Source organism: uncultured Porphyromonas sp. (assembly GCF_938039215.1).
Taxonomy (GTDB): Bacteria; Bacteroidota; Bacteroidia; order Bacteroidales; family Porphyromonadaceae; genus Porphyromonas.
This window is the reverse complement of the sequence record NZ_CALHVI010000031.1, coordinates 12,622-34,707: the sequence shown is the minus strand read 5'-3', so window position 1 is coordinate 34,707 and position 22,086 is coordinate 12,622. Positions and strand designations below refer to the sequence as shown.

15 protein-coding genes are annotated in these 22,086 nt (G+C 54.9%); 8 read left to right on the top strand and 7 right to left on the bottom strand.

Annotated features, from left to right (window positions below; translation table 11 throughout):
* Positions 1–226 precede the first annotated feature (226 nt).
* From Q0336_RS04145 to Q0336_RS04135, 3 genes are all read right to left on the bottom strand, one after another.
* Complete coding sequence (locus Q0336_RS04145; RefSeq protein ID WP_298526007.1) at positions 227–2,332, bottom strand: M3 family metallopeptidase; 2,106 nt, start codon at positions 2,330–2,332, stop codon at positions 227–229.
* Between the two features lie 37 nt (positions 2,333–2,369).
* Positions 2,370–2,885 carry an isochorismatase family protein gene (locus tag Q0336_RS04140; RefSeq protein ID WP_298526005.1) on the bottom strand — a complete coding sequence of 172 codons (516 nt, stop codon included), beginning with the start codon at positions 2,883–2,885 and terminating at the stop codon, positions 2,370–2,372.
* A gap of 136 nt (positions 2,886–3,021) precedes the next feature.
* Entirely contained in the window at positions 3,022–4,215 is a 1,194-nt protein-coding gene (locus Q0336_RS04135) for a saccharopine dehydrogenase family protein (protein ID WP_298526003.1), read from the bottom strand.
* Between the two features lie 352 nt (positions 4,216–4,567).
* Here Q0336_RS04135 and Q0336_RS04130 point away from each other — a divergent pair, with 352 nt between their 5' ends.
* Both Q0336_RS04130 and Q0336_RS04125 read left to right on the top strand, forming a co-directional pair.
* Complete coding sequence (locus Q0336_RS04130; RefSeq protein ID WP_298526002.1) at positions 4,568–6,406, top strand: DNA polymerase III subunit gamma/tau; 1,839 nt, start codon at positions 4,568–4,570, stop codon at positions 6,404–6,406.
* 54 nt (positions 6,407–6,460) lie between these two features.
* Positions 6,461–8,512, top strand: coding sequence for a S9 family peptidase (locus Q0336_RS04125; RefSeq protein ID WP_298526000.1), 2,052 nt, complete (start codon positions 6,461–6,463; stop codon positions 8,510–8,512).
* 130 nt (positions 8,513–8,642) lie between these two features.
* Here the strand turns inward: Q0336_RS04125 and Q0336_RS04120 are convergent, their stop codons facing one another.
* The 4 genes from Q0336_RS04120 to Q0336_RS04105 are packed head-to-tail and all read right to left on the bottom strand — an operon-like array spanning position 8,643 to position 14,155.
* The gene (locus Q0336_RS04120) at positions 8,643–9,686 is read right to left on the bottom strand and encodes a hypothetical protein (protein WP_298525998.1); all 1,044 of its coding nucleotides are present in this window, start codon (positions 9,684–9,686) and stop codon (positions 8,643–8,645) included.
* Between the two features lie 35 nt (positions 9,687–9,721).
* Positions 9,722–10,798, bottom strand: coding sequence for a hypothetical protein (locus tag Q0336_RS04115; protein ID WP_298525996.1), 1,077 nt, complete (start codon positions 10,796–10,798; stop codon positions 9,722–9,724).
* Between the two features lie 36 nt (positions 10,799–10,834).
* A complete protein-coding gene (locus Q0336_RS04110; protein WP_298525994.1) occupies positions 10,835–11,950 on the bottom strand; it encodes a hypothetical protein in 1,116 nt (371 codons plus the stop codon).
* Between the two features lie 15 nt (positions 11,951–11,965).
* Positions 11,966–14,155: a TonB-dependent receptor gene (locus tag Q0336_RS04105; RefSeq protein WP_298525992.1), complete on the bottom strand. Its 2,190-nt coding sequence runs from the start codon at positions 14,153–14,155 to the stop codon at positions 11,966–11,968.
* A 701-nt stretch (positions 14,156–14,856) separates the two neighbouring features.
* Here Q0336_RS04105 and Q0336_RS04100 point away from each other — a divergent pair.
* The 6 genes from Q0336_RS04100 to Q0336_RS04075 all read left to right on the top strand — a co-directional run bounded on the left by Q0336_RS04100 (position 14,857) and on the right by Q0336_RS04075 (position 22,086).
* A complete protein-coding gene (locus Q0336_RS04100) occupies positions 14,857–16,521 on the top strand; it encodes a formate--tetrahydrofolate ligase (RefSeq protein ID WP_298525990.1) in 1,665 nt (554 codons plus the stop codon).
* Positions 16,522–16,633: 112 nt separating this feature from the next.
* Positions 16,634–17,980, top strand: coding sequence for a dihydrolipoyl dehydrogenase (gene lpdA, locus Q0336_RS04095; protein WP_298525988.1), 1,347 nt, complete (start codon positions 16,634–16,636; stop codon positions 17,978–17,980).
* Between the two features lie 589 nt (positions 17,981–18,569).
* Entirely contained in the window at positions 18,570–18,938 is a 369-nt protein-coding gene (locus Q0336_RS04090; RefSeq protein WP_298525986.1) for a hypothetical protein, read from the top strand.
* 152 nt (positions 18,939–19,090) lie between these two features.
* Complete coding sequence (locus Q0336_RS04085; RefSeq protein WP_298525985.1) at positions 19,091–19,414, top strand: hypothetical protein; 324 nt, start codon at positions 19,091–19,093, stop codon at positions 19,412–19,414.
* A gap of 546 nt (positions 19,415–19,960) precedes the next feature.
* A complete protein-coding gene (serC, locus tag Q0336_RS04080) occupies positions 19,961–21,037 on the top strand; it encodes a 3-phosphoserine/phosphohydroxythreonine transaminase (RefSeq protein WP_298525982.1) in 1,077 nt (358 codons plus the stop codon).
* 125 nt (positions 21,038–21,162) lie between these two features.
* Positions 21,163–22,086: an NAD(P)-dependent oxidoreductase gene (locus Q0336_RS04075; protein ID WP_298525980.1), complete on the top strand. Its 924-nt coding sequence runs from the start codon at positions 21,163–21,165 to the stop codon at positions 22,084–22,086.

Here is a 22,086-nt window from a genome sequence, read left to right as displayed (position 1 = left end):
TGCCCTTGGGGAAGAAGGGGAGAAAGGAGCGGTAGATCCCGCTTGGTGAGCGGGAAGTCTCGCCCTTCGATGGAGCGAAATGAAGGCAGGTGAAATGAGCGGTCTTTGGAACTCTTCTTGAGGAATGGAGACGAAGGCGATTTTCCTACCCAGATAATAGAAATGAGTCAGCCCCGAGCATCAGACTGTCTGATGCTCGGGGCTGGCTATTTGGGGAGGTCGGGGCTTACTTTGCGAGGCCACGTGAGCGCAGCAGGCTCAACATGTCGGGCTCGGTGAGGCCTGTGAATTCGGTGAAGAACGTGCCGACGGGCTTCGTGTTGCCTCGTGAGATGACGAGGTCACGGAAGCGCTGACCATTCTCACGGGTCATACCGCCATGCGCCTGGAACCAGTCGAAGATGTTGTCATCAAGGACTTCGGTCCAGAGGTACGAATAGTAGCCCGAGGCATAGCCACCACCGAAGACATGGAGATAGTAGGCCGAGCGGTAGCGGGGAGGTACTAGGGTGAAGGGAAGGCCTGACTTGGTGAGCGCTTCACGCTCGAAGGCATCCACATCGGTGATCTTAGTTCCAGCAGGGAGAAGTCCCCATGCCATATCGATGGTGACGGAAGCGAGATTCTCACCGAGTGCATAGGACTGCCCGAAGTTCGCCGAAGCCTTGAACTTGTCGATCAGTTCCTGTGGCATAGGCTCACCCGTCTTGTAGTGACGTGCGTAGTTGTGAAGGACGACGGAGTCAGTCATCCAATGCTCATTGAACTGCGAAGGCATCTCGACGAAGTCTCGTGGGGTATTTGTCCCCGAGAGGGTCTCGTACTTCTGCGAAGCGAAGATCCCGTGGAGTGCGTGCCCGAACTCATGGAACATCGTCTCGACGTTGTCCGAAGAGAGGAAGGCAGGAGCACCCTTGGCAGGGGCGGGGAAGTTGCAGACGTTGTAGATGACAGGCTTCGTACCGAAGAGCGTGCTCTGCTGGACGAAGTTGGACATCCAAGCACCACCTGTCTTGGTAGGACGACGGAAGTAGTCGGTGTAGAAGAGGGCTAGAGGAGTGTTGTCCTTGTCGAAGACCTCATAGACCTTCACCCCATCTGCGTAGACGGGGATGTCGGGGCGAGGCTTGAAGGTCAGGCCATAGAGGCGGTTAGCAGCGAAGAAGATCCCATTCTCTAGGACACTATCTAGGACGAAGTAGGGTTTGAGGTCAGCCTCATTGAGGTCGAACTTCTCCTTCTTCAGACGTTCTGCATAATAGTCCCAGTCCCAAGCCTCAAGCTTGAACTCCTTGCCCTCGGTCTTTTGAGCGAAGGCTTGTAGCTCGGCTGCATCTTCGGCGACCTTGGTGCGGCAGGCTGGAGCGAGCTGATCGACTAGGCGCAGGACGGCCTCGGGACGCTGAGCCATCTGATCGCTTAGTGCCCAAGCGGAGAAGCTGGGGAAGCCAAGGAGCTTCGCCTTGGAAGCACGAAGCTCTGCGATGCGGGTGATCGTGGCATGCGTGCCCGTGCTATCGGCTGCTGAGCAGCGATTGAGGGAGGCTTCGAGCACACGACGACGCAGGTCTCGGTTGTTCAGCTCGGCGATGTAGCCAGGACGAGTGGTGTTGGTTTGCTCGAGGAGGTACTTGCCCTTCTGCCCAGACTGGGTAGCCGCTTCGGCAGCACGAGCGATGGCTTCTTCGGAGAGACCATCGAGCTCTTCTACTCGATCTACGAGGACGGCAGCGGCCTTAGTCCCTGCATTCACTTGATTGGTGAACTTGGTCTGAAGGACGGCGATCTCGCTGTTGATCTTCTTGAGCTCCTCCTTGTCTTGGGGGGAGAGAAGGGCACCTTCGTGGACGAACTGATCATAGATCACTTCGGTGAGGCGAAGGTCTTCGCCTTGGAGACTAGAGCGCTGATCGTAGACGGCCTTGATGCGGGCGAAGAGCTTCTCGTTCAGCAGGAGGGCATCCTGATGATCGGAGAGCATGGGGGTCGTCTCCTCGTCGATCTTCTGCAGCTCCTCCGTGCCGTCGGCACCGACAAGCCCCGAGAGGATGGAGGTCGCACGAGCGAGGAGTCGTCCTGACTTCTCATAGGCGAGGACTGTGTTCTCGAAGGTGGGAGCTTCTGCATTCTGCGTGATGCTGTCGATCTCGGCCAGCTGGATGCGTATCCCCTCTTCGATGGCAGGGATGAAGTGCTCGGGACGGATCTTGGTGAAGTCAGGAGCTTGATAGTCTAGGGTGCTCTCTGTGAGTAGCGGGTTCTCCTTCGTCGAGGAGGAGTGACAGGCTGCGAGCATAGCTAGGAGGCTAAGGGTAGCGATAAATCGTTTCATTGTCGTATGGTTTAGCTAGTCGTGTAGTGTGTGGGGACTAGAGGAGGGGCTGCGGCTCTCCGATCCAAGCGATCCCTTCGTCGATGGTGCGGATCTCTGTGGTGTAGAGCAGGCGACGTAGGTCTTCGATGGTGCACTTGACGCAGTAGTCACCAGCTAGACCTGCTATGTCGATGCGCATGGCATTCATCAGTAGGTCGGGCACGGCATCATGGAAGGCGCTGTAGGCATCCTTCTGGCGGGTCATCGCCTTGGGGATGAAGAGTACGTTCATGCCCTTGCGCTTGAGATCCATGATGACATCCGCTAGTGGGGGATAGAGGGCTGCCCCGACGGTGAAGCGTATGCAGTGGATGGGCCACTGGCCACCCTGTACGTCGAAGCTACAGTGATCAGCAGGATGCTGGTCCATTGTGACGACGATGGCATCGTACTCCGCATGGTGCTCTCGGGTCCAAGCGGTGATGTAGTCCATAGCTGCGGCAGCTCCTGGGACGGGGAGGCTACCTGTGATGAAATCGTTCTGAGGGTCTACGATGAGTAGGACATTCATGATCGGTAGAAGAAAAGATGTGTGTGATGTGTGAGGTGTATGGTAAAGGCAGAGGCTGTACCCTGACCTTGTCCCCAGTGGGGATTAAGCGAAGGATACAGCCTCTGTCATGTGTGCTTGGATGTGTGAGGAGAGATCAGAGTTCGAGGTCGATGTCGAACTGCTCATGCCAGGGCAGACCCTGCTTCATGAGTTGCTCCATGAAGGGATCTGGGTCGAATTCCTCGACGTTGTAGACCCCTGGGCGGCGCCAGAGCCCCTTGAAGAACATCAGCGCGCCGATGGTAGCGGGTACGCCCGTCGTGTAGCTTACGCCCTGAGCGCCCGTCTCCTGATAAGCGGCCTGATGGCTGCAGTTGTTCCAGACGTAGTAAGTCCTCTCCTTGCCGTCCTTGATACCACGGATACGGCAACCGATGGAGGTCTCGCCGGTGTAGTTCTCACCGAGCTCTCCAGGATTGGGGAGGATGGCCTTGAGGAACTGGATAGGCACGATCTCTACACCGTTGTAGAGGACGGGGTCGATGCGGGTGATCCCGATATTCTGCATGACGCGTAGGTGGGTGAGGTATTCCTGCCCGAAGGTCATCCAGAAGCGTGCACGACGCAGGGTGGGGTAGTTCTTGACGAGCGACTCCAGCTCTTCGTGGTAGAGGAGGTAGGATTCACGGACACCGATACCTGGGTAGGTCAGAGGCTTGTGGATCTCCTGAGGCTCGGTCTCGCGCCACTGGCCATCTTCGTAGTACTTCCCCTTCTGGGTGATCTCACGGATGTTGATCTCGGGGTTGAAGTTCGTAGCGAAGGCCTTGTGGTGGTCGCCTCCATTGCAGTCGACGATATCGAGGTAGTGGATCTCGTCGAAGTGATGCTTGGCCGCATAGGCGGTGAAGACCCCCGTGACTCCAGGGTCGAAGCCACAGCCGAGGATAGCCGTCAGCCCCGCTTCCTCGAAGCGCTGCTTATAGGCCCACTGCCAGCTGTACTCAAACTTCGCTTCGTCCAGCGGCTCATAGTTCGCCGTGTCGAGGTAGTTCACACCAGCCTCTAGGCAGGCATCCATGATGTGGAGATCCTGATAGGGTAGGGCTACGTTGATGACGAGCTCGGGCTTGAAGGCCTTCATCAGGGCCACTAGCTCGGGCACGTTGTCAGCATCGACGGCAGCCGTCTGGATCTTGACGTTGGTGATTTCGGAGGCGATCTTATCGCACTTACTCTTGGTGCGGCTAGCGAGCATGATCTCAGTGAATACGTCGCTATTCTGTGCCACCTTCTTGGCCACTACCGTGCCGACACCGCCGGCACCGATAATGAGGACTCTTCCCATACGCTATTTCTGTCTTCTTGGACTAAAGGATATTGATTGATCGAATGTGGTGTCTCACCCACTATGGGTATAGACTGCCACAAAGATACGAAAAGTAGAGGAAGCGACTCGCTCCGATGATCTTACCTTGACCTTTTCGATGCCTCGGAGGAAGAGCCCTAAGTGGGGGGCAAAGAAAACCTACTGTGGGTCGCCTGACCGACCCACAGTAGGTCGTCGATGCGACCCACAGTAGGTTTTTTCGGCGACCTACGGTAGGTCGTTTTCCGACCCTAATACGTATCTTTGTTCCTACGCTCCGAAATGGGTGGTTTTACCCTGAGGACGAACTCCTAGCATCGAGAACAAACTAATGACAGACCACTACGTCGTCTCCGCACGCAAGTACCGCCCCGATACCTTCCAGAGTATCGTAGGCCAAGGGGCTATGGCCTCTACGCTCCGTACGGCGGTACTCTCGGGCAAGCTCTCTCATGCCTACCTCTTCTGTGGACCTCGAGGGGTCGGGAAGACCACGGCGGCCCGAGTGCTAGCTAAGACCATCAACTGCATGAACCTCTCCCCCGAAGGCGAGGCGTGCAATGCGTGTGAGAGTTGCCGAGCCTTCAACGAGCAGCGCTCCTTCAATATCTTCGAGCTGGACGCTGCGTCCAATAATTCCGTCGAGGATATCCGCCAGCTCACCGAGCAGGTGCTCATGCCTCCCGCTCTGGGGCGCTACAAGGTCTACATCATCGACGAGGTGCACATGCTCTCCTCGGCGGCCTTCAATGCCTTCCTCAAGACCCTCGAAGAGCCCCCCTCCTATGCGATCTTCATCCTCGCTACGACGGAGAAGCATAAGATCCTGCCCACGATCCTCTCCCGCTGTCAGATCTATGACTTCAAGCGGATCACCGTCCCCGACATCACCCAGCATCTGAAGTATGTGGCTGAGAGCGAAGGCATCGAGGCCGAAGAAGCTGCACTCGGACTGATCGCTGAGAAGGCGGATGGCGGGATGCGAGATGCGCTCTCCATGTTTGACCGCATAGCGAGCTTCGCTGGCGGACATATTACCTATGAGCATGCCCTCGAGAGCCTGAATGTCCTCGACTATACGTACTTCATCCGCACCTTCGAGCTCCTCTTAGCGGGGGATTATCGGGGATTGCTTCTCCTGCTGGATGAGCTGCTCGGTAAGGGCTTCGAGGGGCAAACGATCCTCTCGGGGCTCTCGTCCTTCGTCAGAGACCTCTTAGTGGCTCAGCACCCCGACACGCTCTCTCTGCTGGAGAAGCCCGCCGAGGTGGCTGCCTCCTACCAGCGTATCGCCCAGCAGTGCCCCGCCGCCAGCCTCTTTGGCGCACTGAAGACCCTTGTGCAGGCCGATCAGCAGTATCGGACAGCGACCAACCGCCGTCTCCTCTTAGAACTGAGCTTCCTCAGTCTGATCTCCCTTTTTCGCACCGGCTCTGAGCTAGCCCCAGCGCCTTCGCCTCAGAGCCCACCTCAGTCCAGCCCTTCGCCCCAGACGGCCCCCCAAGGGAATGCCGTAGCGTCGCACCCCCAACCTCAGGTCGCTCCACAGCCCGTCGCACCCCAGCCTGCTCCCGCACCCGTGAGGACGGAGCCCGCCCCTAGTGCGTCCGCTCCTAGTACCCCTACCCCTCAGCCTCGCTCTGCGACTCCCCCCGCAGCACCTCGCTCCGAGAGCGTGACTCCGCCTGCCCCTGCAGGCAGACCCACGCAGCGACTCTTCGGGGCACGCCGACGTGCTACCCCCGTAGAGACCGAAGCCGTAGCTTCGACCGCTACTCCCGCTCCCCCCACGGAGGATCAGCCCTTCACTGAGGAAGATCTCCAGCGAGCTTGGGTGCGCTTCGTCGAGCGAGAGCTTCGCCCCGAGCAGATCATCTGTCGCAATATCCTCAAGGCAGAGCTCCCTACGCTCCTCGAAGGGACGACGGCAGAGGTGGCCCTACCTCCAGGGGATGCTATCCGCACAACTGTGATGGAAGTGCACCTGCAGCTAGAGACCTTCCTGCGTACGACGCTCCAGAATAGTACGCTCAGCCTCACCCTTCGAGAGAAGAATCCCGAAGAGCAGGCCCAAGTCATCCTCACCCCCGAGGACCGACTGCGTAAGCTCGCCGAGAGCAATCCCGATGTGCTCAAGCTCAAGGAAGCCTTGCATCTGCACTTCGCTTAGCATCTCGACAGCATCCTTTCTCCCTCAGCTCTTACACATCTATACATATATCCTATGAAGATCAAGAAGCAACTTACTGCGCTTATCGCTGCCTCGGCTTTGGCAGGCGCTATCCCCGCCTCTGCACACGAAGGACAGCACATGACCCCCGAGATGATGCTCTCGCTAGCACGTGTCGGAGCTTCGTCTCTCTCGCCCGACGGCAAGACCATCGTCTATAGTGTCGGCTTCCCCAACATCAAGGAGAATAAGATCCGCACCGAACTCTTCTCCATCGCAAGCAATGGCACGGGTCGCCGTCAGCTCACCAAGGGCATCGCTGGTCTGCAAGCAGCCCGCTGGATCCAGCAGGGTCGTCGCATCAGCTATATCTCTTCGGAGAGTGGCGAGCCTCAAGTCTGGACGATGGCACCCGATGGCACCGACCGCAAGCAGGTGACTCGTATCGAAGGCGGCCTCTCCGACTACCTCTTCTCACCCGATGAGACCAAGCTGGCTTATATAAAGGAGATCCCCTTCGGCAAGAGTACGAAGGAGGTATATCCTGACCTGCCGAAGGCCACGGGTCGTATCGTCACCGACCTGATGTACAAGCATTGGGACGAGTGGGTAGAGACCATCCCCCATATCTTCATCGCTTCGGTGGGGAATGAGCCGATCACTTCGGGGAAGGACATATTAGAAGGCGAACCCTATGAAGCTCCTACCAAGCCCTTCGGTGGTTCGGAGGAACTCTCTTGGAGCCCCGATGGGAAGACCCTAGCTTATTCCTCCCGCAAGAAGACGGGACTTGAGTATTCCCTCTCTACAAATACCGACATCTACCTCTACGACCTGGCTTCGGGCTCGACCCGCAATATCACCGAGGGTAATGGTGGCTACGACACGCATCCCCGCTTCTCTCCCGACGGATCGAAGATCAGCTGGATCAGCATGGAGCGTGACGGCTACGAAGCCGACCTGAAGCGCCTCTTCATCCAAGAGCTCAAGACGGGGAAGAAGACCTTCCTCACCGATGGCTTCGAATACGATGTCGACGAGACGGTCTGGTCTCCTGACAGCAAGTCCATCTTCTTCCTCGCCACGAAGCACGCCGAAGCTCAGCTCTGGGAGCTGGCACTCAAGGGTCGAAAGATCCGCCAGATCACTACCGGCATGCATGACTACACGTCGCTGGATCTTCAGGCGGGCAAGCTCCTTGCCGGTAGACAGAGCTACACCCTGCCCACCGACCTCTACCTCGTAGACCCAAAGACGGGACGAGCAGACCAACTTACCCACGAGAATAAGGTGACCCTCGACCGCCTCAGCCCGATCTCCGTCGAGAAGCGCTGGGTCAAGACCACCGACGGTGGCAATATGCTCGTCTGGGTCATCCTCCCACCGAACTTCGACAAGACCAAGAAGTACCCCGCACTGCTCTTCTGTCAGGGCGGACCTCAGAGCGCCGTCAGCCAGTTCTTCTCGTACCGCTGGAACATGCGTCTAATGGCCGAGCAAGGCTATGTCGTCATCGCTCCTAATCGTCACGGCGTACCCAGCTTCGGCAAGGCTTGGAATGAGCAGATCAGTGGCGACTATTCGGGCCAAAACATCCAGGACTACCTCACCGCAGTGGACGAAGTGAAGAAGGAGCCATGGGTCGATGCCGATCGTCTTGGCTGTGTCGGTGCCAGCTACGGGGGCTATTCGGTCTTCTACCTAGCTGGTGTTCACCAGAAGCGTTTCAAGGCCTTCATCGCCCACGCCGGTATCTTCAACCTCGAGATGCAGTACATGACGACCGAAGAAATGTGGTTCGCCAACTGGGACATGGGTGGAGCGCCTTGGGAGAAGGACAATGCTGTCGCCCAGCGCACCTTCGCCAACTCCCCGCACAAGCTGGTGGGTAACTGGGATACACCTATTCTTGTCATCCACGGCGAACGTGATTACCGCATCCTCGCAGGCCAAGGCATGGCCGCCTTCAATGCAGCGAAGCTCCGAGGTATCCCTGCCGAGCTGCTGATCTACCCCGATGAGAACCATTGGATTCTTCGTCCGCAGAATGCTCTTCTTTGGCAGCGCACCTACTTCAATTGGCTCGACAAGTACCTGAAGAAGTAATCCTGCCTCCCCCCTTCCATCATCCGCACCCTGCGGAAACAAGAAGCCCCGCCCGCACTCGAAGAAGAGTGCGGGCGGGGCTTCCCCGTTTATCTTAAGGTGTCTCCGTGGAGGGAGAAGAATCTAAAGACTAGAATTCTTCACCGCCACCTTCACTACCTGCACCCTTGTAGATGCGGATGAAGTCTTCAGCGATCTTCAACCAGTCTTGAGAGCTGAGACCCTTCATAAGGTTGTTAGCCATAGCCTTGTAGTCATCTCTAAGTTGGTCGAGGGGCAGAGGTTCGCCACTAGGGGGAACGCGTAGTTCATCCGTGAATTCGCGAGTCCCGTAGACATATACAGGGAAGGAGACTTCAAAGATCTTGCTGCCCTTCTTAGTGAACTGCTCGTTGGGCGCAAAGAATGGAGCAGGCTGACCAGCTTGAAGCTTGCCCTCAGGTGCGTGCCACAGTGCTAGGTGGAGCTTGAAGTGCGAAACCTTGGGGAACTGCATGTAGCCCTTCATACCAATAGGTTCGGTGTCAGGTAGCCACTTGACACGCTTCTCCTCGGGGTCCTGCTTGATGCTCTTCTGGACACTCTTGTTCCAAGGATCACTGTCGCAGTACTCGTAGCGAAGTACGTTCTTGGGGTTCTTAGGATCGAACTCGATCGCTTCTTGACCTTCGAAGGCCTTGACTTCGGTAGGATAGAGGAAGAGCTGGTACTGACTGCGCACCTTGGCATCAGCATAAGCTTCATTGACCAGCTTGCCCTGAGCATCATAGTAGTTGACCCAAAGAGCGTAGTCTGGAGCTGCTGAGGAGATGTCCTTCGGGAAGTACTGGATCATCTCGATAGCAAGGAGGCGGTCGGGTGACCCAGCTTCGAGCGTCCAGTCATTGCCCTTCTTGACGAAGGTGATGAACTGCTCTTGCTTCAGCAGAGGGTTATTCAGGACGGCATCGTTGCCGAGGAAGTGAATACCCTTCTTGGAGTGCAGGTGAGACTCCCCGATGCGGAAGGTAACCTTCGTGATCTCAGGAAGACCATTCGAAGGCTTGGGCTGCTCCTCGGGAGTAGGAGTGGGCTTAGGCTTGGGTTGCTCGTTTTCCTTCGAGCAAGAAGTCAGCGCTGAAGCTCCTAGGAGCAGAGCACCCATAAGCAGGGTGACAGCAAAGTTTCGTTTCATACGATTCTGGTTTATTATAATAGGTTTAGGTAAAACTACAGGTGGAAGGAGCTGTTGTCGTTGCCGGGCTCGGCGCTATTCTCATTTTCTTCCATTTCTTGAGGAGTCTTGCCGAAGGCCTTGGCCATATCGTTCCAGTAGCGATTGCTATCGTGGAACTGGTCTTTCTTATTAGCGATGACACGCACGGGAAGGAGGAACTCGAAGACCGTGCTCCATGTGATGCTTGCTTCTGGCTTGTAGAACTCGGAGCTGACCAGGCCCTTGCTGCCATCCTTGAAGAACTTCGAGCCCTTGGTGTGCTTGAGGCTTACCTTGAGATAGAAGTTGGGAAGCTGGTTACCAGACTTCTTCCCATCCCAGTTACGGTCTCTGTCGAGGAACTTGAAGTGCCCCTTCAGCCCGATGTTATTGACATTCTCGGTGCCAGGTACACGGAGTAGATGCTCCTTGGCATCGCCATCACCCTTCATCTGATAGTAGGGATCCTTCGTGTCTCGGTAGGTGTAGGCGAGCATAGCTTGGATCTTCTCTTCGGGTGTCCCGACAGGAATGCTGGGCTTAGCCTGAGAGAAGTGATCCCAGAGGATTGCCTTGTCCGTACGGAAGTCTTGCACTTCGAAAGGCTGACCCTTGTCGTCCTTATCTGAGAGCGTGAAGAAGATCTGATAGTGCTCCGAGAGATCGGTCAGTGCCTGATTGACTGGCTTGCCCTGAGCATCCTTGAAGTCGAAGAGCAGGGCGAAGAGTGCGCCTCCCTGATGAGCTTGGAAGTAAGGCATCGTCTTAAGCTTCTCTTCCCAGACGATAGATACCTTCCCATTCCCTTCGTTGCGGAGCGTGAAGCGCTGCTCTTGAGGGTAGAGAAGTCCCTTGCGGACATTGTTGCCGTGGAGATTGCCGTGACCATGGTCGTGCCCTTCCTTGATGAGCACCTCACAGGTCGCCCAGTCGAAGCTCTTAGCCTTAGGAGTCGGCGTGGGTGTCGGTGTAGGAGTGGGCGTAGGCTTCGGAGTGTTAGGTTCGTTGTTCTTCGAGCCACAGGAAGCTAGCCCAGCCGTAAGACTGAGAGCAAGCGTCCAGATAGACAGTTTACTTAGATACGTTTTCATAGACTGTTAGGATTGTATGTGTGAGATCTTTAGTTGCTACATACGGAAGTTGGGGTCGAGGCTCATCCCTCCTTCGAAGAGTGCAGGGCGGATACGCTCAGCAGAGCCTCCTGTGTGCTTAGCGATGTCTTGGGCACACTGCTCTGGAGATCCGTCGGCATCAGCGATGACACGGAAGGGGATCTTGATATTGATGTCTGTGACCGTCCAAGCATCATGGCGCTCATAGAACTCTAGGAGCTTGTCGGGCCCCTTCCCGATGTACTTGCTCCCTACGGTGATGTGTACGAGGGTGAGCTGCATCTGGAAGACAATGTCGGGGTGAACGAATTGGAACCAACCCTTGAGCCCCGTGCGATCAAGCGGATCTGCGGGATTGAGGGAGCGCTTCTGTCTGAGGAAGTCAACGGTACGCTCCTGCTTAGTGTTTGGATCGGTGTACTTCTCTCCGAGGGTGAGCTCGATCGGGTCGGTATCTCTGTAGGTAAAGTTAAATATCCGAGGTGATAGCCCCTTGAGGTGGATAGGACGGTAGCGCTTGTAGGGATCGCTCTCCTTATAGTTAGGTGCGGTCTCTTCTTGCTTCTGCCCCGACTCATCAAGAAGGTAGGTGAACTCCTCATAAGGTCGTCCGTCCAGATGTGTAGGATAGGCGAACTTCCCGATGCGGTCTACGTTCATGATCTGGAAGAAGTGCTGATGGATAGGGAGCATACTCCCCTCGATGTCGTCAGGGAAATAGCCGAGGAACTGATAGTTCATTAGCTCCTTCTTGTCATTGTAGTAGCGCATCTCTAGCGTGTAGTAGAGATCTTTGCCCTTGATGACATCGAAGGCTTTACGATCACCATAGTAAGTGATACTCCCCGTCTCACCTGCAGAGCGTCTGAGGTCAATCGTCTGATAGACGGGAAGGATATCATTGTGTCGTTGCTCATAAGCCTCTACATACTTCCCCGAGGGATGCATTCGTCCTAGGCGGAGTACGATGAGGGCACGAGCCCATTCTTCGTGCCCTTTGATCATGTCCTCGACGCTAGGCTCATCAGCCTTGACCTGACAAGAAGGGAGAAGGAGGCTAGCTGGTAGGACAAGAGCCCAGAGGCCGAGGAGGAATCGCAGGCTATGTCTGAAGGATCTAGTCGATATCATGGTGTGGAACGTGAATTAGAAGTAGAGTATCGTTCGCAGGGTTAGACTCCGTCCTGGCGAATGAGCATAGTAGCGGAAGCGGTCAGAGTATTCTTTGTAGAGCGCATTGAGGGTATTCTCTGAGGAGAGAAGGACTTTGAGGGAATGGCGCTGATCGAAGGCATAGCGTAGCTCGCCCTGTATGTTGAGGAGGAAGTAAGCATCTGGAGTCGAGGAGACAAGTTCCTTCTCGGGGTCGAAGCGGGTCTGCTTCGTCACGTAGATCCCTTCGGAGCTGAGCTTGGTACTCCAGCGGCTGTGTGCACCGAAGCTGCGCAGCCACTGTGCACCGAGTGTATAGCGGTCAGCGGGCATGAAGGGGAGCCAAGTCTGACGGGTGATGTTGCGTCCACGTATCCATTCTCCCTTACCGGTAAGCGTGAGTTCGTCTGTGGGCATAGCCGTCAGCGTCACGTCTCCACCAACGAAGCGACAGTTGTCCTGCTCGAATGCAAAGATGGGATAGACACCACTCCAGTGGACATGAATACCATTTTCTCCCTTCGTCTTATTAGGAGCGTCGTAGATATAATTGTCAATATGCTGGTAGAAGAGGCTAGGCTCGATGGTCAACCAATCACGTTGGTACTTCACTGCGAAGACTGCCTTGTAGCCTCTCTCGCTCTTTAGGTTGCGATTGCCCAGTGACCAGGAGCCACCATGATGAAGGCCGTTGCTGTAGAGCTCGTTGACGTCTGGGGCACGCCAGGCAAGTCCGAGGCTAGCACGTGCAGAGAGTGCGTCGGATATACGGTAGTGGGAGGCGAGACTTCCCGTGATGTTGGTGTAGGTATTCTTATCTCCGTAGCGAAGTCTACGCCAGTCACGACCCGCCGCATCGGTGATACGGTGGTCGTAGCGCAGGCCAGCTTCGAGGGCAAGTGCATCGAAGCTCGCCTTCTGTACCAGGTAAGCGCCGAGGTTGAGTGTCGCAAAGTTGGGGATGAATGGCGTAGCTGCCGTGCCGGGCTGATTGGTATTCTTCTGGTAGAGATGGGATAGTCCGACCTGCGTCTCCCATCCGCTTCGGCTCCACTGCAGGCGCCACAGGAGATCAGTCGTGTAAGTCATCAGGTGAAGATCCATCACGGGGGTCTGCGTCCAAGCTTCTACCTTGCGGTTTTCATATTCCTGACGGTGGTTGTCTTGGTAAGCGGCCCAGAGATGAAGCTCTTGTTGGTCCTGGATTTGCCAGAGCACGTCGCCCTTGACCAGCGTATGTCGGGACTTTTGTCGGGGAGCTTTGATCTTGTATGAGAATGGTGAGATGTTGATATCATTAGGACGCCCGGTATCGAAGACTTGTTGGAGCTCGAAGAGATCACCTATATGCGAGCCGATGAAGATGCCACTCTCGGTGGAATAGAGGCTACCGTAGAGGGTAGCACGTAGTCGGTCGGTCTTGTATCCAGTGTAGACCGAGCCGCTCCATTCCTCTAGTCCCGTGTTGTTCAGCAGATATTCGGCTGTGGAGTAGTCGCCAGCACGGCGGTACATACCATGGAGTCGAAGGCCGGCACCTCGTAGTCCTGCTTCGATACTTCCAGAGGCGTCGAAGCCTCTGCCGTTAGAGACGTAGCCGACATTGGTATGTCCACGGTAGGATAGCTCTTGACTCGAAGGTAGTGGCGATGGATTGACGAGGACGACACCGCCAAGAGCGCCAGCTCCGTAACGAACAGCCTCTGCGCCCTTGATGACTTCCACGAGCCCAGCGCCTGTATGGTCTACTTCGGGAGCGTGATCAGCACCCCAGCTTTGGCTTTCGAGGCGGACACCGTTGTTAATTAGCAGGATTCGGCTACTGTGCATTCCCTGGATGACCGGCTTGGAGATGGTTGCCCCGCTCTTGATCGAACTGACACCAGGAATGGCTTCTAGGAGACGAGCTAGCGACTTGTTGCTCTGGGATTGAAGGGCTGCTGTGGAGAGCGCCGAAGTATGTTGGATTCGGTTGATGGTCTTGCCTTGGCCGCTGACGGTGACACCTTCGATGCGCTTGTCAGCTTCTTGCTCTATATATATGGTGAGCGTTGCGCCGGGCTTAGGGGTAGGGAAGTGTCGGTTTCGGATGGTTTTGTAGCCAGCCCCAACTAGGGAGAGCTGGATCTCGGAGCTTCCACCAGCTGGAAGGGGTAGCGAACAGACCCCTTCTTTATTGGTCATTCGCTCGGCTCCTTTTCGGAGGTGGACAGTGATCGAAGGTACTGGCTGCTTTGTTAGGGCATGGAGTACGACCACTTGGAAGTGCCTTCCCTTCTGCGCACGAGCTTGTGGGGCGATGCCCAGCGAGAACAAGAACAGAAGGGTTAGGCAAATGCGTAGAGCTTTTCTAGACATGTCTTGCCTTAGTTTTCGTTTAAGATGTTAGGCCAACGCTGATACGGGTAAGGAAGTTATCCTGTATAGCTAGGGTCTTTGGTTGGTTTGTGTTGGCGAGAGTGTGTGCTTCACCTGCGCTTTTCACGGGCGCAAAGGTAGCTCAATTTTCTATTCGGTCAAGAAGAGTAAAAAGTTCGCCTTTCTCTTCCATCGTTTTCGCCTTTTCTTTCAGTCGCTTTGCCCTTATCCTTCGGATGTGCCGCCCTGCTGCTTCGGGTAGTTTGCGCTTGCTTCGAAGGGGCTTCAGAGAGCCTCCTTAGGAGCGTCTTCGCCTTCTATCAGAAGGTTTGTGAGGCTTCCGCAGAAGGGGCGAGGACGAAGGGAAGACTGAGGAGAGCGAGCGGGCAAAAACGTCCCTTCGGAAGTGACCGTGCGAGCCGAGGAAAGTGAAGGCAGATCTTGCCCTGAAAATTATTGGTTTGGGGGTAGAGTAGAGGCTATTAATTCGTATATTTGAGGCATCATTTACATAGAAACGCAAGGCTATGAAGACCGACATCGAAATCGCCCGCTCGATTGTGCTTGAGCCGATCGAGAAGATAGCAGACCAAGTCGCTATCCCCACACACCACTTAGAGCACTACGGCAGGAGTCTTGCCAAGGTGGATCTAGCAGAACTCAGTTCGCCCAACAAGCCAGGCAAGCTCATCCTTGTCACAGCCATCACCCCGACAAAGGCCGGTATCGGTAAGACTACCGTATCGATCGGCCTGGCGCTGGGGATGAATCGCCTCGGGAAGAAGGCCGTCGTCGCCCTCCGTGAGCCGTCACTCGGCCCCTGCTTTGGGATGAAGGGCGGCGCCGCTGGAGGGGGTTACGCCCAAGTGCTCCCGATGGAGAAGATCAACCTGCACTTCACAGGGGACTTCCACGCCATCACTTCGGCGCACAACATGATCACCGCCCTCCTGGACAATTACATTTATCAGAACCGCAATACCGATAAGGGCCTGAGTGAAGTCCTCTGGAAGCGCGTCCTCGATATCAATGACCGAGCCCTGCGCTCCGTCGTCACGGGACTCGGCGGTACGATCAATGGTGTGCCCGCTGAATCAGGATTCGACATCACGCCAGCATCGGAGATCATGGCGATCCTTTGCCTCTCCACGTCGCTGGACGATCTGCGCCGCCGGCTGGAGAATATACTTCTCGGCTACACCAAGGCAGGCGAGCCCTTCACTGTACGTGATCTCGGCGTGGCTGGTGCCATCACCGTCCTGCTCTTAGACGCAATCAAGCCCAATCTGGCACAGACGACCGAGCACACTCCAGCCTTCATCCACGGCGGACCATTTGCCAATATCGCCCACGGATGTAATTCGATCCTCGCCACTCGCATGGCACTCGCTCACTCGGAATATACGATCACGGAGGCGGGCTTCGGGGCGGACCTCGGCGCTGAGAAGTTCTACAACATCAAGTGTCGTACAGCGGGACTCCAACCAGCGCTAACGGTGCTCGTCGCTACCCTTGGCGGGCTGAAGATGCACGGCGGAGTCGACGAGAAGTCACTGAACGAAGAGAACCTCGAAGGGATACGTCAGGGCTTAGCTAACCTCGATCGGCACATCGCTAACCTGCAGAGCTTCGGCCAAACAGTGGTAGTGGCCTTCAATCGCTTCGCTACCGATACCGACCGAGAAATAGAACTCGTCCGTGAGCACTGCCAGAAGCAAGGCGTTGGCTTCGCAGTGAACACCGCCTTTGGCGAAGGCGGGAAGGGCGCAGAAGCTCTTGCGGAGCTCGTCATCAATACCATCGAGAGCCAACCTTCTGCACCGCTCCGCTTCACTTACCCTCTTGAAGCCTCCATCGAAGAGAAGGCCGCAGAAGTAGCACGACAGATCTACGGCGCTCGCTCGATCAATTTTTCTGCGAAGGCACGTAAGCAGCTCGACCGCATAGCTCGTCATGGCTGGTCACGTTTCCCTATCTGTATCGCCAAGACTCAGTATTCCTTCAGCGATGACCCGACGGCTTACGGCAGTGTGCGGGACTTCGACCTCGAAGTGCGTGATGTCGTCATCAATACTGGCGCAGAGATGATCGTCCTTGTCCTTGGTACGCTCGTGCGTATGCCAGGGCTTCCCAAGGTGCCTCAAGCTGAGAAGATCGACTTCATCGATGGACACATCGAAGGACTTAGTTAGGCTGCTACATTATAATTAGTGGGGTTGGCCCATTATATAGTGAGACCACTCCATATATAATTAGCTAGACTACTACATATAATATATACTTCACTCAACTCAACGAAGCGCAATGAACTACGACTTAGCTATCATCGGTGCCGGCCCTGGTGGAACGGATGCCGCAGAGCATGCAGCCGCACACGGACTTAAAGTAATCCTCTTCGAGAAGAACAAGCTCGGCGGTGTTTGTCTCAATGAAGGTTGCATCCCGACAAAGACTCTTCTCCGCTCCGCCCACCTGCTCTCCGAAGCCCTCGAAGGGAAGAAATACGGCGTGACTATCCCAGAAGCCTCCTTCGAACTCTCGAAAGTTATGTCCCGCAAGACGAAGATCCTAAAGAAGCTTGGTGCGGGTATCCGCCTTGGTCTCCAGAATCACGGAGTGGAGATCGTGACTGAAGAGGCTCGCCTCACGGGTAAGACCTCTGACGGCTTCACGATCGCAGCAGGCGAATCAAGCTACACAGCTCGCCATGTCATCATAGCTACCGGCTCCAAGGCCTTTATCCCTCCCATCGATGGGCTGAGCGATGTCCCCTACTGGACGGCTCGTGAAGCGCTTGAAGTAGAAGAACTTCCCAAGAGTCTCGTAGTCTTAGGTGGCGGTGTCATCGGGATGGAATTCGTTTCGCTCTTCTCTACGCTCGGTGTCGAAGTGACCGTCATCGAGATGCTACCCAAGATCCTTGGGCCGATGGACGAAGAGCTCTCGACGGAATTACAGCAAGCCTTCGAGAAGCGTAAGGTGAAGTTCCATCTCTCTACGAAGGTGACAGCTGTGCGTGAAGGCAAGGTCATCGCCGAGCATGAGGGGGAGCAGCTGGAGATTCCTTTCGACAAGCTGCTTGTAAGCGTAGGTCGTCGTGCTGTCACGGATGGACTTGGGCTGGAGACCGTTGGTGTCGAGCTCAATCGTGGAGCTATCGTCGTCAATGAGCATCTTGAAACTTCGGTCGCAGGGATTTATGCCGTCGGGGATGTCAATGGTGTCTCTATGCTCGCTCATACTGCCGCTCGTGAGGGACAAGTTGCCGTTCACCATATCACGAACTATCCAGATGCGATGAGCTATCGAGCTATCCCAGGGATTGTCTATACGGATCCCGAGATTGCTTCTGTAGGACAGACCGAGCAGGAGTTGCGAGCTTCGGGTGTGGACTATCAGGTGCATCGTGTGCCAATGTCTCTCTCGGGACGCTTCGTTATCGAGAATGAGCAGGGGAATGGTTTCTGCAAGCTCCTTACCGATGCTGATGGTGTGATCCTTGGTGCACATATGCTAGGCAATGGCTCTTCGGAAATCCTCGTGCCAGCGATTATGGCTGTAGAGCAACGCATGACTCTCTCTGAACTCTCTCGTATTGTCTTCCCTCACCCTACGGTGTCGGAGATCGTCCGTGTAGCAGCATTGAGTTAGGGGCTCAAATACTTAGGGGCGGAGGCTGTTAGCTCTCCCGCTTCTCCTTTATCTATTGGGCTGGGTACCTTCCTTAGAGGTGCCCAGCCCTCTTCTTTTCTGTCTTCTTGGGAAGCAGTAGTAAGTGCCCAGAGGCGCTATGGCTTCCGCCAAGGTGTTTGTACTGGTGCCTCTTGTCGAGCTGTAGTATAAGGGAGGGAAGATTTAGCTGATCGTGCTCTGGTGATTATGAGAGAAGGCTCCGTCTTTTGCCTTAGACAAGGTGAGTGGAGCTGAAAGCATCCGTTCGGATCTCTACAGACGGTGCTATTTGTCTCTGTGCACCTCGCTTCTAGGCAAGGAGGTTACGGCTCATCTTTCGTTCCTAAGCGCTCCTCCGTTATTTATAGCAAAATGCTTACTTTTGCTCGTGAAGGGGCGCATTGTCAAGTGATTCGCTTTCTGCTCCCGTAGGATCAAGCGGATCTTGCACATCTCAGGGTCGCTCTTTCGCAATGTGGGCCTCTTCTCAGGCTCTTGGAGGAAGACCCTTGTCTCATCACTGCTCCCCAACCTAACCGATTCTCACACTTTAATCTTTGTCAAAAAAATGGCCGCTTACTCTACAGTCTACACCTACAGACCAATTGCCAATGTCGAAGTGGAGCTTACCTCTCCGCTCTCGGGACGGGTAGAGCCCCTCGAACTTACTCTCTATGCCTACAAAGTAGAATCGATGTTGTACTGGGCGGTACGTAAGTCGCCCACTGCTTCCTATCGAGTCAAGAGTACGGGTGAGGAGATCCCCGCAGCTCATTGGACTGATGAGATGGAGGCTTTCTATAAGGAACGTGCAGCCGCCTACACCCCAATACCTGACGCTGGTACGCATCTGAACTTCTTTGGTAAGATGATCCTAGGCCTCGTCGGTGTTGTCATCCTCTCCACTCTTTGGGGTATTCTCTCCGAACTTCTATAGGACTGGTCAGATCGCAGGGTGCTATCCAGATGCCTACTATCCATATCGGAGGCATTCGTAGGGGACTTCTCTACCTGCCCTTGTAGCGACAGAGGACGAGCACAAGGCTGATCCATCCACTATGTAATACTTTAATTTCTCTTCATTAAGTAATGAGCGAAAACGACAACAAATTCATCTCCCGTAATATGTACACGGGATCCCGCAGCCGTAAGCCTATCCTTGGAGCTATCGCTACCGCAGTCTTTGGGGTGCTGGTGATTGCTTTCGGTGCTTGGCGCTACTTCAGCATGACGGCAGCTTTTGATGCTGGCGAGACGGTTAGAATTCATCGCTACGAGAGCCTCATCTACGATATCGCTGGCTTCCTTGGTATCGGGATCGTCTATCTGATCCTTGGTCTCCTCATCATCTACTACGCCTACAGCGAGTATAAGGATAAGACGAAGCTCGAGGATAAAAAGCCCGAACAGTAGTCTCTTCAGTGCACCGAGCGCTAAGAGCCTCGCTACTATAAATGCTCCGCCCCGACTTCCGCTTTTGCGGTTGGAGGGGCGGAGCTTTCTGTTTTCTCTTCCTCTCTATGATTCTGCCTTGAGCTGTTCTGTATGATGTGGGGTGTGGTGCCTGCTGGTTACTCTTGTGTCGGGAGTATTCTAGAAGGTTGTCGGGTAGACTCAGGTCCCCTCTATATGTGGAACTTGTATCCACGATGGATCTGTCGTTTGTCTGGGGTGTGGTGACTATGAGCTTCGGGTCAGCTGGAGATTCGTGTCATTATCACACGCCTTGAGGGCTTTAGGAGGGAGTTGGGAGTGGATGCTTAATTATTTTAGTATGCTGTGTTTTAGTTGCTTGTCAGTGGCGCTTGTTCTTCACGTGTAGAAAGGGTTTATAAGTGCTTGCAATTAACCTTTTTATTGATACCTTTGCCATGAGTAGAGCTAAAGGTCTCGGTGTGCGAGGTCTGCTTTACTCTTTAAAACGTTTCTAAATATTCATCTACACAAATATCTGCTCTTATGAAGAAGCACAATTTCTCAGCCGGACCATCGATCCTCGATGAGAGTGTTATCAGAGACGCTGCCTCTGCAGTCCTCAACTATCAGGGTACGGGTCTATCTATCCTCGAAGTATCGCATCGTGCAAAGGAATTCTCTGCTACGATGGAGGAAGCTCGCAATATCATGAAGGAGCTTCTTGATATCCCTGAAGGCTACGAAGTCCTCTTCCTCGGTGGTGGTGCTAGCCTGCAGTTCGCTCAGGTACCTATGAACCTCCTCAAGAAGAAGGCTGCTTACGTCGACTCAGGTACGTGGGCAAATAAGGCTGTTAAGGAAGCTAAGGCCTTTGGGGAAGTTGTAACCTTCTCATCTAAGGATGACAACTACATCTGGTATCCAAAGCCATGGGAAAAGAACGAAGTCCCCAGTGATGTCGACTACCTCCACATCACGACCAACAACACGGTCTATGGTACTGAGCTTCGCTATGACCCTAATGTCAACGTCCGCCTCGTCGGTGACATGTCCTCGGATATCTTCACTCGCCAGGTAGATGTATCGAAGTACGACCTGATCTATGGTGGTGCTCAGAAGAACATCGCACCTGCAGGGGTCACCTTCGTCATCGTACGTCGTGATGCAGTCGGCCATATCGAAGACAATCGTATCATCCCCACGATGCTGAAGTACGATGTACACTTCAAGGATTCGATGTACAATACGCCTCCTGTCTTCCCAGTATACGTAGCCCTTCAAACGATGAAGTGGTACAAGGAACTCGGTGGTGTGAAGGTCCTCGAACAGATGAACCTCGAGAAGTCTGCACTGCTCTACGACGAAATCGATCGCAACCGCCTCTTCCGTGGTACTGTCAACACCGAAGACCGCTCGATCATGAACGTCTGCTTCGTCCTCAACGATGAGTACAAGGAGCTCGAGCAGGAGTTCTATGACTTCGCAGTCTCTCGTGGTGCATACAGCTTCAAGGGGCACCGCTCTGTAGGTGGCTTCCGTGCTTCTCTCTACAACGCTCTACCTAAGAGCAGCGTCCAGTTCCTCGTGGACCTCATGAAGGAATTCGAACGTAAGCACTAATCCTCCCCCTCTCTCGTACGAGACCAATACGACGGCACAGATCACCCCGACCCTCCTCGCTGTGGGTGCGAGTGGTCTGTGCCGTCGCACTATCATAGTCTACACTCAATACACATCAATACATCATGTCAAAGGTTCTTATCGCCACCGAAAAGCCATTCGCCGCACCTGCTGTGGCTGGTATCAAGCAGATCCTCTCCGAAGCTGGATTTGACGTCGTCCTCCTAGAGAAGTACACCGCAAAGTCTGAACTCCTCGCTGCAGTAGCAGATGTCGATGCGATCATCATCCGCAGCGATATCATAGACAAGGAAGTCTTCGATGCTGCTCGTCAGCTCAAGATCGTCGTCCGTGCTGGTGCAGGATATGACAATGTCGACCTCGAAGCTGCTACGGCTCACGGTGTATGCGTCATGAACACTCCTGGGCAGAATGCTAATGCTGTAGCTGAGCTCGTCTTCGCTATGCTGCTCTTCAGCGTACGTAACCGCTTCAACGGTACGTCGGGTACCGAACTCAAGGATAAGAAGCTCGGCCTCCTCGCTTATGGTAACACGGGCCGCAACGTAGCTCGCATCGCTAAGGGCATCGGCATGGAGATCTATGCTTACGATCCCTTCACGCCTGCCGAAGTCATCGAGAAGGAAGGTGTACACGCTGTCAGCAGCCAGAAGGAACTCTTCTCTACCTGCGACATTGTATCGCTCCATATCCCAGCTACGCCTGAGACGAAGGGCTCTATCGGTCGCGAGCTCGTGAGCCTCCTGCCTAAGAAGGCTATCCTCGTGAACACGGCTCGTAAGGAGATCATCAATGAGCCTGAGCTCATCGCTCTCCTGAAGGAACGTGAAGATCTCCGCTATCTGGCTGATATCCGTCCTGCTGCTCACGAAGAGTTCGAAGCTGCCGCTGGCGAACGCTACTTCTCTACGCCTAAGAAGATGGGGGCTCAGACTGCTGAAGCTAACACCAACGCTGGCCTTGCTGCTGCTCGCCAGATCGTCGGCTTCATCAAGGAGGGCAACGAACGCTTCCGCCTCAACAAGTAG

What these genes read in the sequence shown, in the direction of transcription:
- Q0336_RS04145 (WP_298526007.1), bottom strand. Translation starts at nt 2,332, where the DNA reads ATGAAACGATTTATCGCTACCCTTAGCCTCCTAGCTATGCTCGCAGCC.
- Q0336_RS04140 (WP_298526005.1), bottom strand. Translation starts at nt 2,885, where the DNA reads ATGAATGTCCTACTCATCGTAGACCCTCAGAACGATTTCATCACAGGT.
- Q0336_RS04135 (WP_298526003.1), bottom strand. Translation starts at nt 4,215, where the DNA reads ATGGGAAGAGTCCTCATTATCGGTGCCGGCGGTGTCGGCACGGTAGTG.
- Q0336_RS04130 (WP_298526002.1), top strand. Translation starts at nt 4,568, where the DNA reads ATGACAGACCACTACGTCGTCTCCGCACGCAAGTACCGCCCCGATACC.
- Q0336_RS04125 (WP_298526000.1), top strand. Translation starts at nt 6,461, where the DNA reads ATGAAGATCAAGAAGCAACTTACTGCGCTTATCGCTGCCTCGGCTTTG.
- Q0336_RS04120 (WP_298525998.1), bottom strand. Translation starts at nt 9,686, where the DNA reads ATGAAACGAAACTTTGCTGTCACCCTGCTTATGGGTGCTCTGCTCCTA.
- Q0336_RS04115 (WP_298525996.1), bottom strand. Translation starts at nt 10,798, where the DNA reads ATGAAAACGTATCTAAGTAAACTGTCTATCTGGACGCTTGCTCTCAGT.
- Q0336_RS04110 (WP_298525994.1), bottom strand. Translation starts at nt 11,950, where the DNA reads ATGATATCGACTAGATCCTTCAGACATAGCCTGCGATTCCTCCTCGGC.
- Q0336_RS04105 (WP_298525992.1), bottom strand. Translation starts at nt 14,155, where the DNA reads ATGACCAATAAAGAAGGGGTCTGTTCGCTACCCCTTCCAGCTGGTGGA.
- Q0336_RS04100 (WP_298525990.1), top strand. Translation starts at nt 14,857, where the DNA reads ATGAAGACCGACATCGAAATCGCCCGCTCGATTGTGCTTGAGCCGATC.
- lpdA (WP_298525988.1), top strand. Translation starts at nt 16,634, where the DNA reads ATGAACTACGACTTAGCTATCATCGGTGCCGGCCCTGGTGGAACGGAT.
- Q0336_RS04090 (WP_298525986.1), top strand. Translation starts at nt 18,570, where the DNA reads ATGGCCGCTTACTCTACAGTCTACACCTACAGACCAATTGCCAATGTC.
- Q0336_RS04085 (WP_298525985.1), top strand. Translation starts at nt 19,091, where the DNA reads ATGAGCGAAAACGACAACAAATTCATCTCCCGTAATATGTACACGGGA.
- serC (WP_298525982.1), top strand. Translation starts at nt 19,961, where the DNA reads ATGAAGAAGCACAATTTCTCAGCCGGACCATCGATCCTCGATGAGAGT.
- Q0336_RS04075 (WP_298525980.1), top strand. Translation starts at nt 21,163, where the DNA reads ATGTCAAAGGTTCTTATCGCCACCGAAAAGCCATTCGCCGCACCTGCT.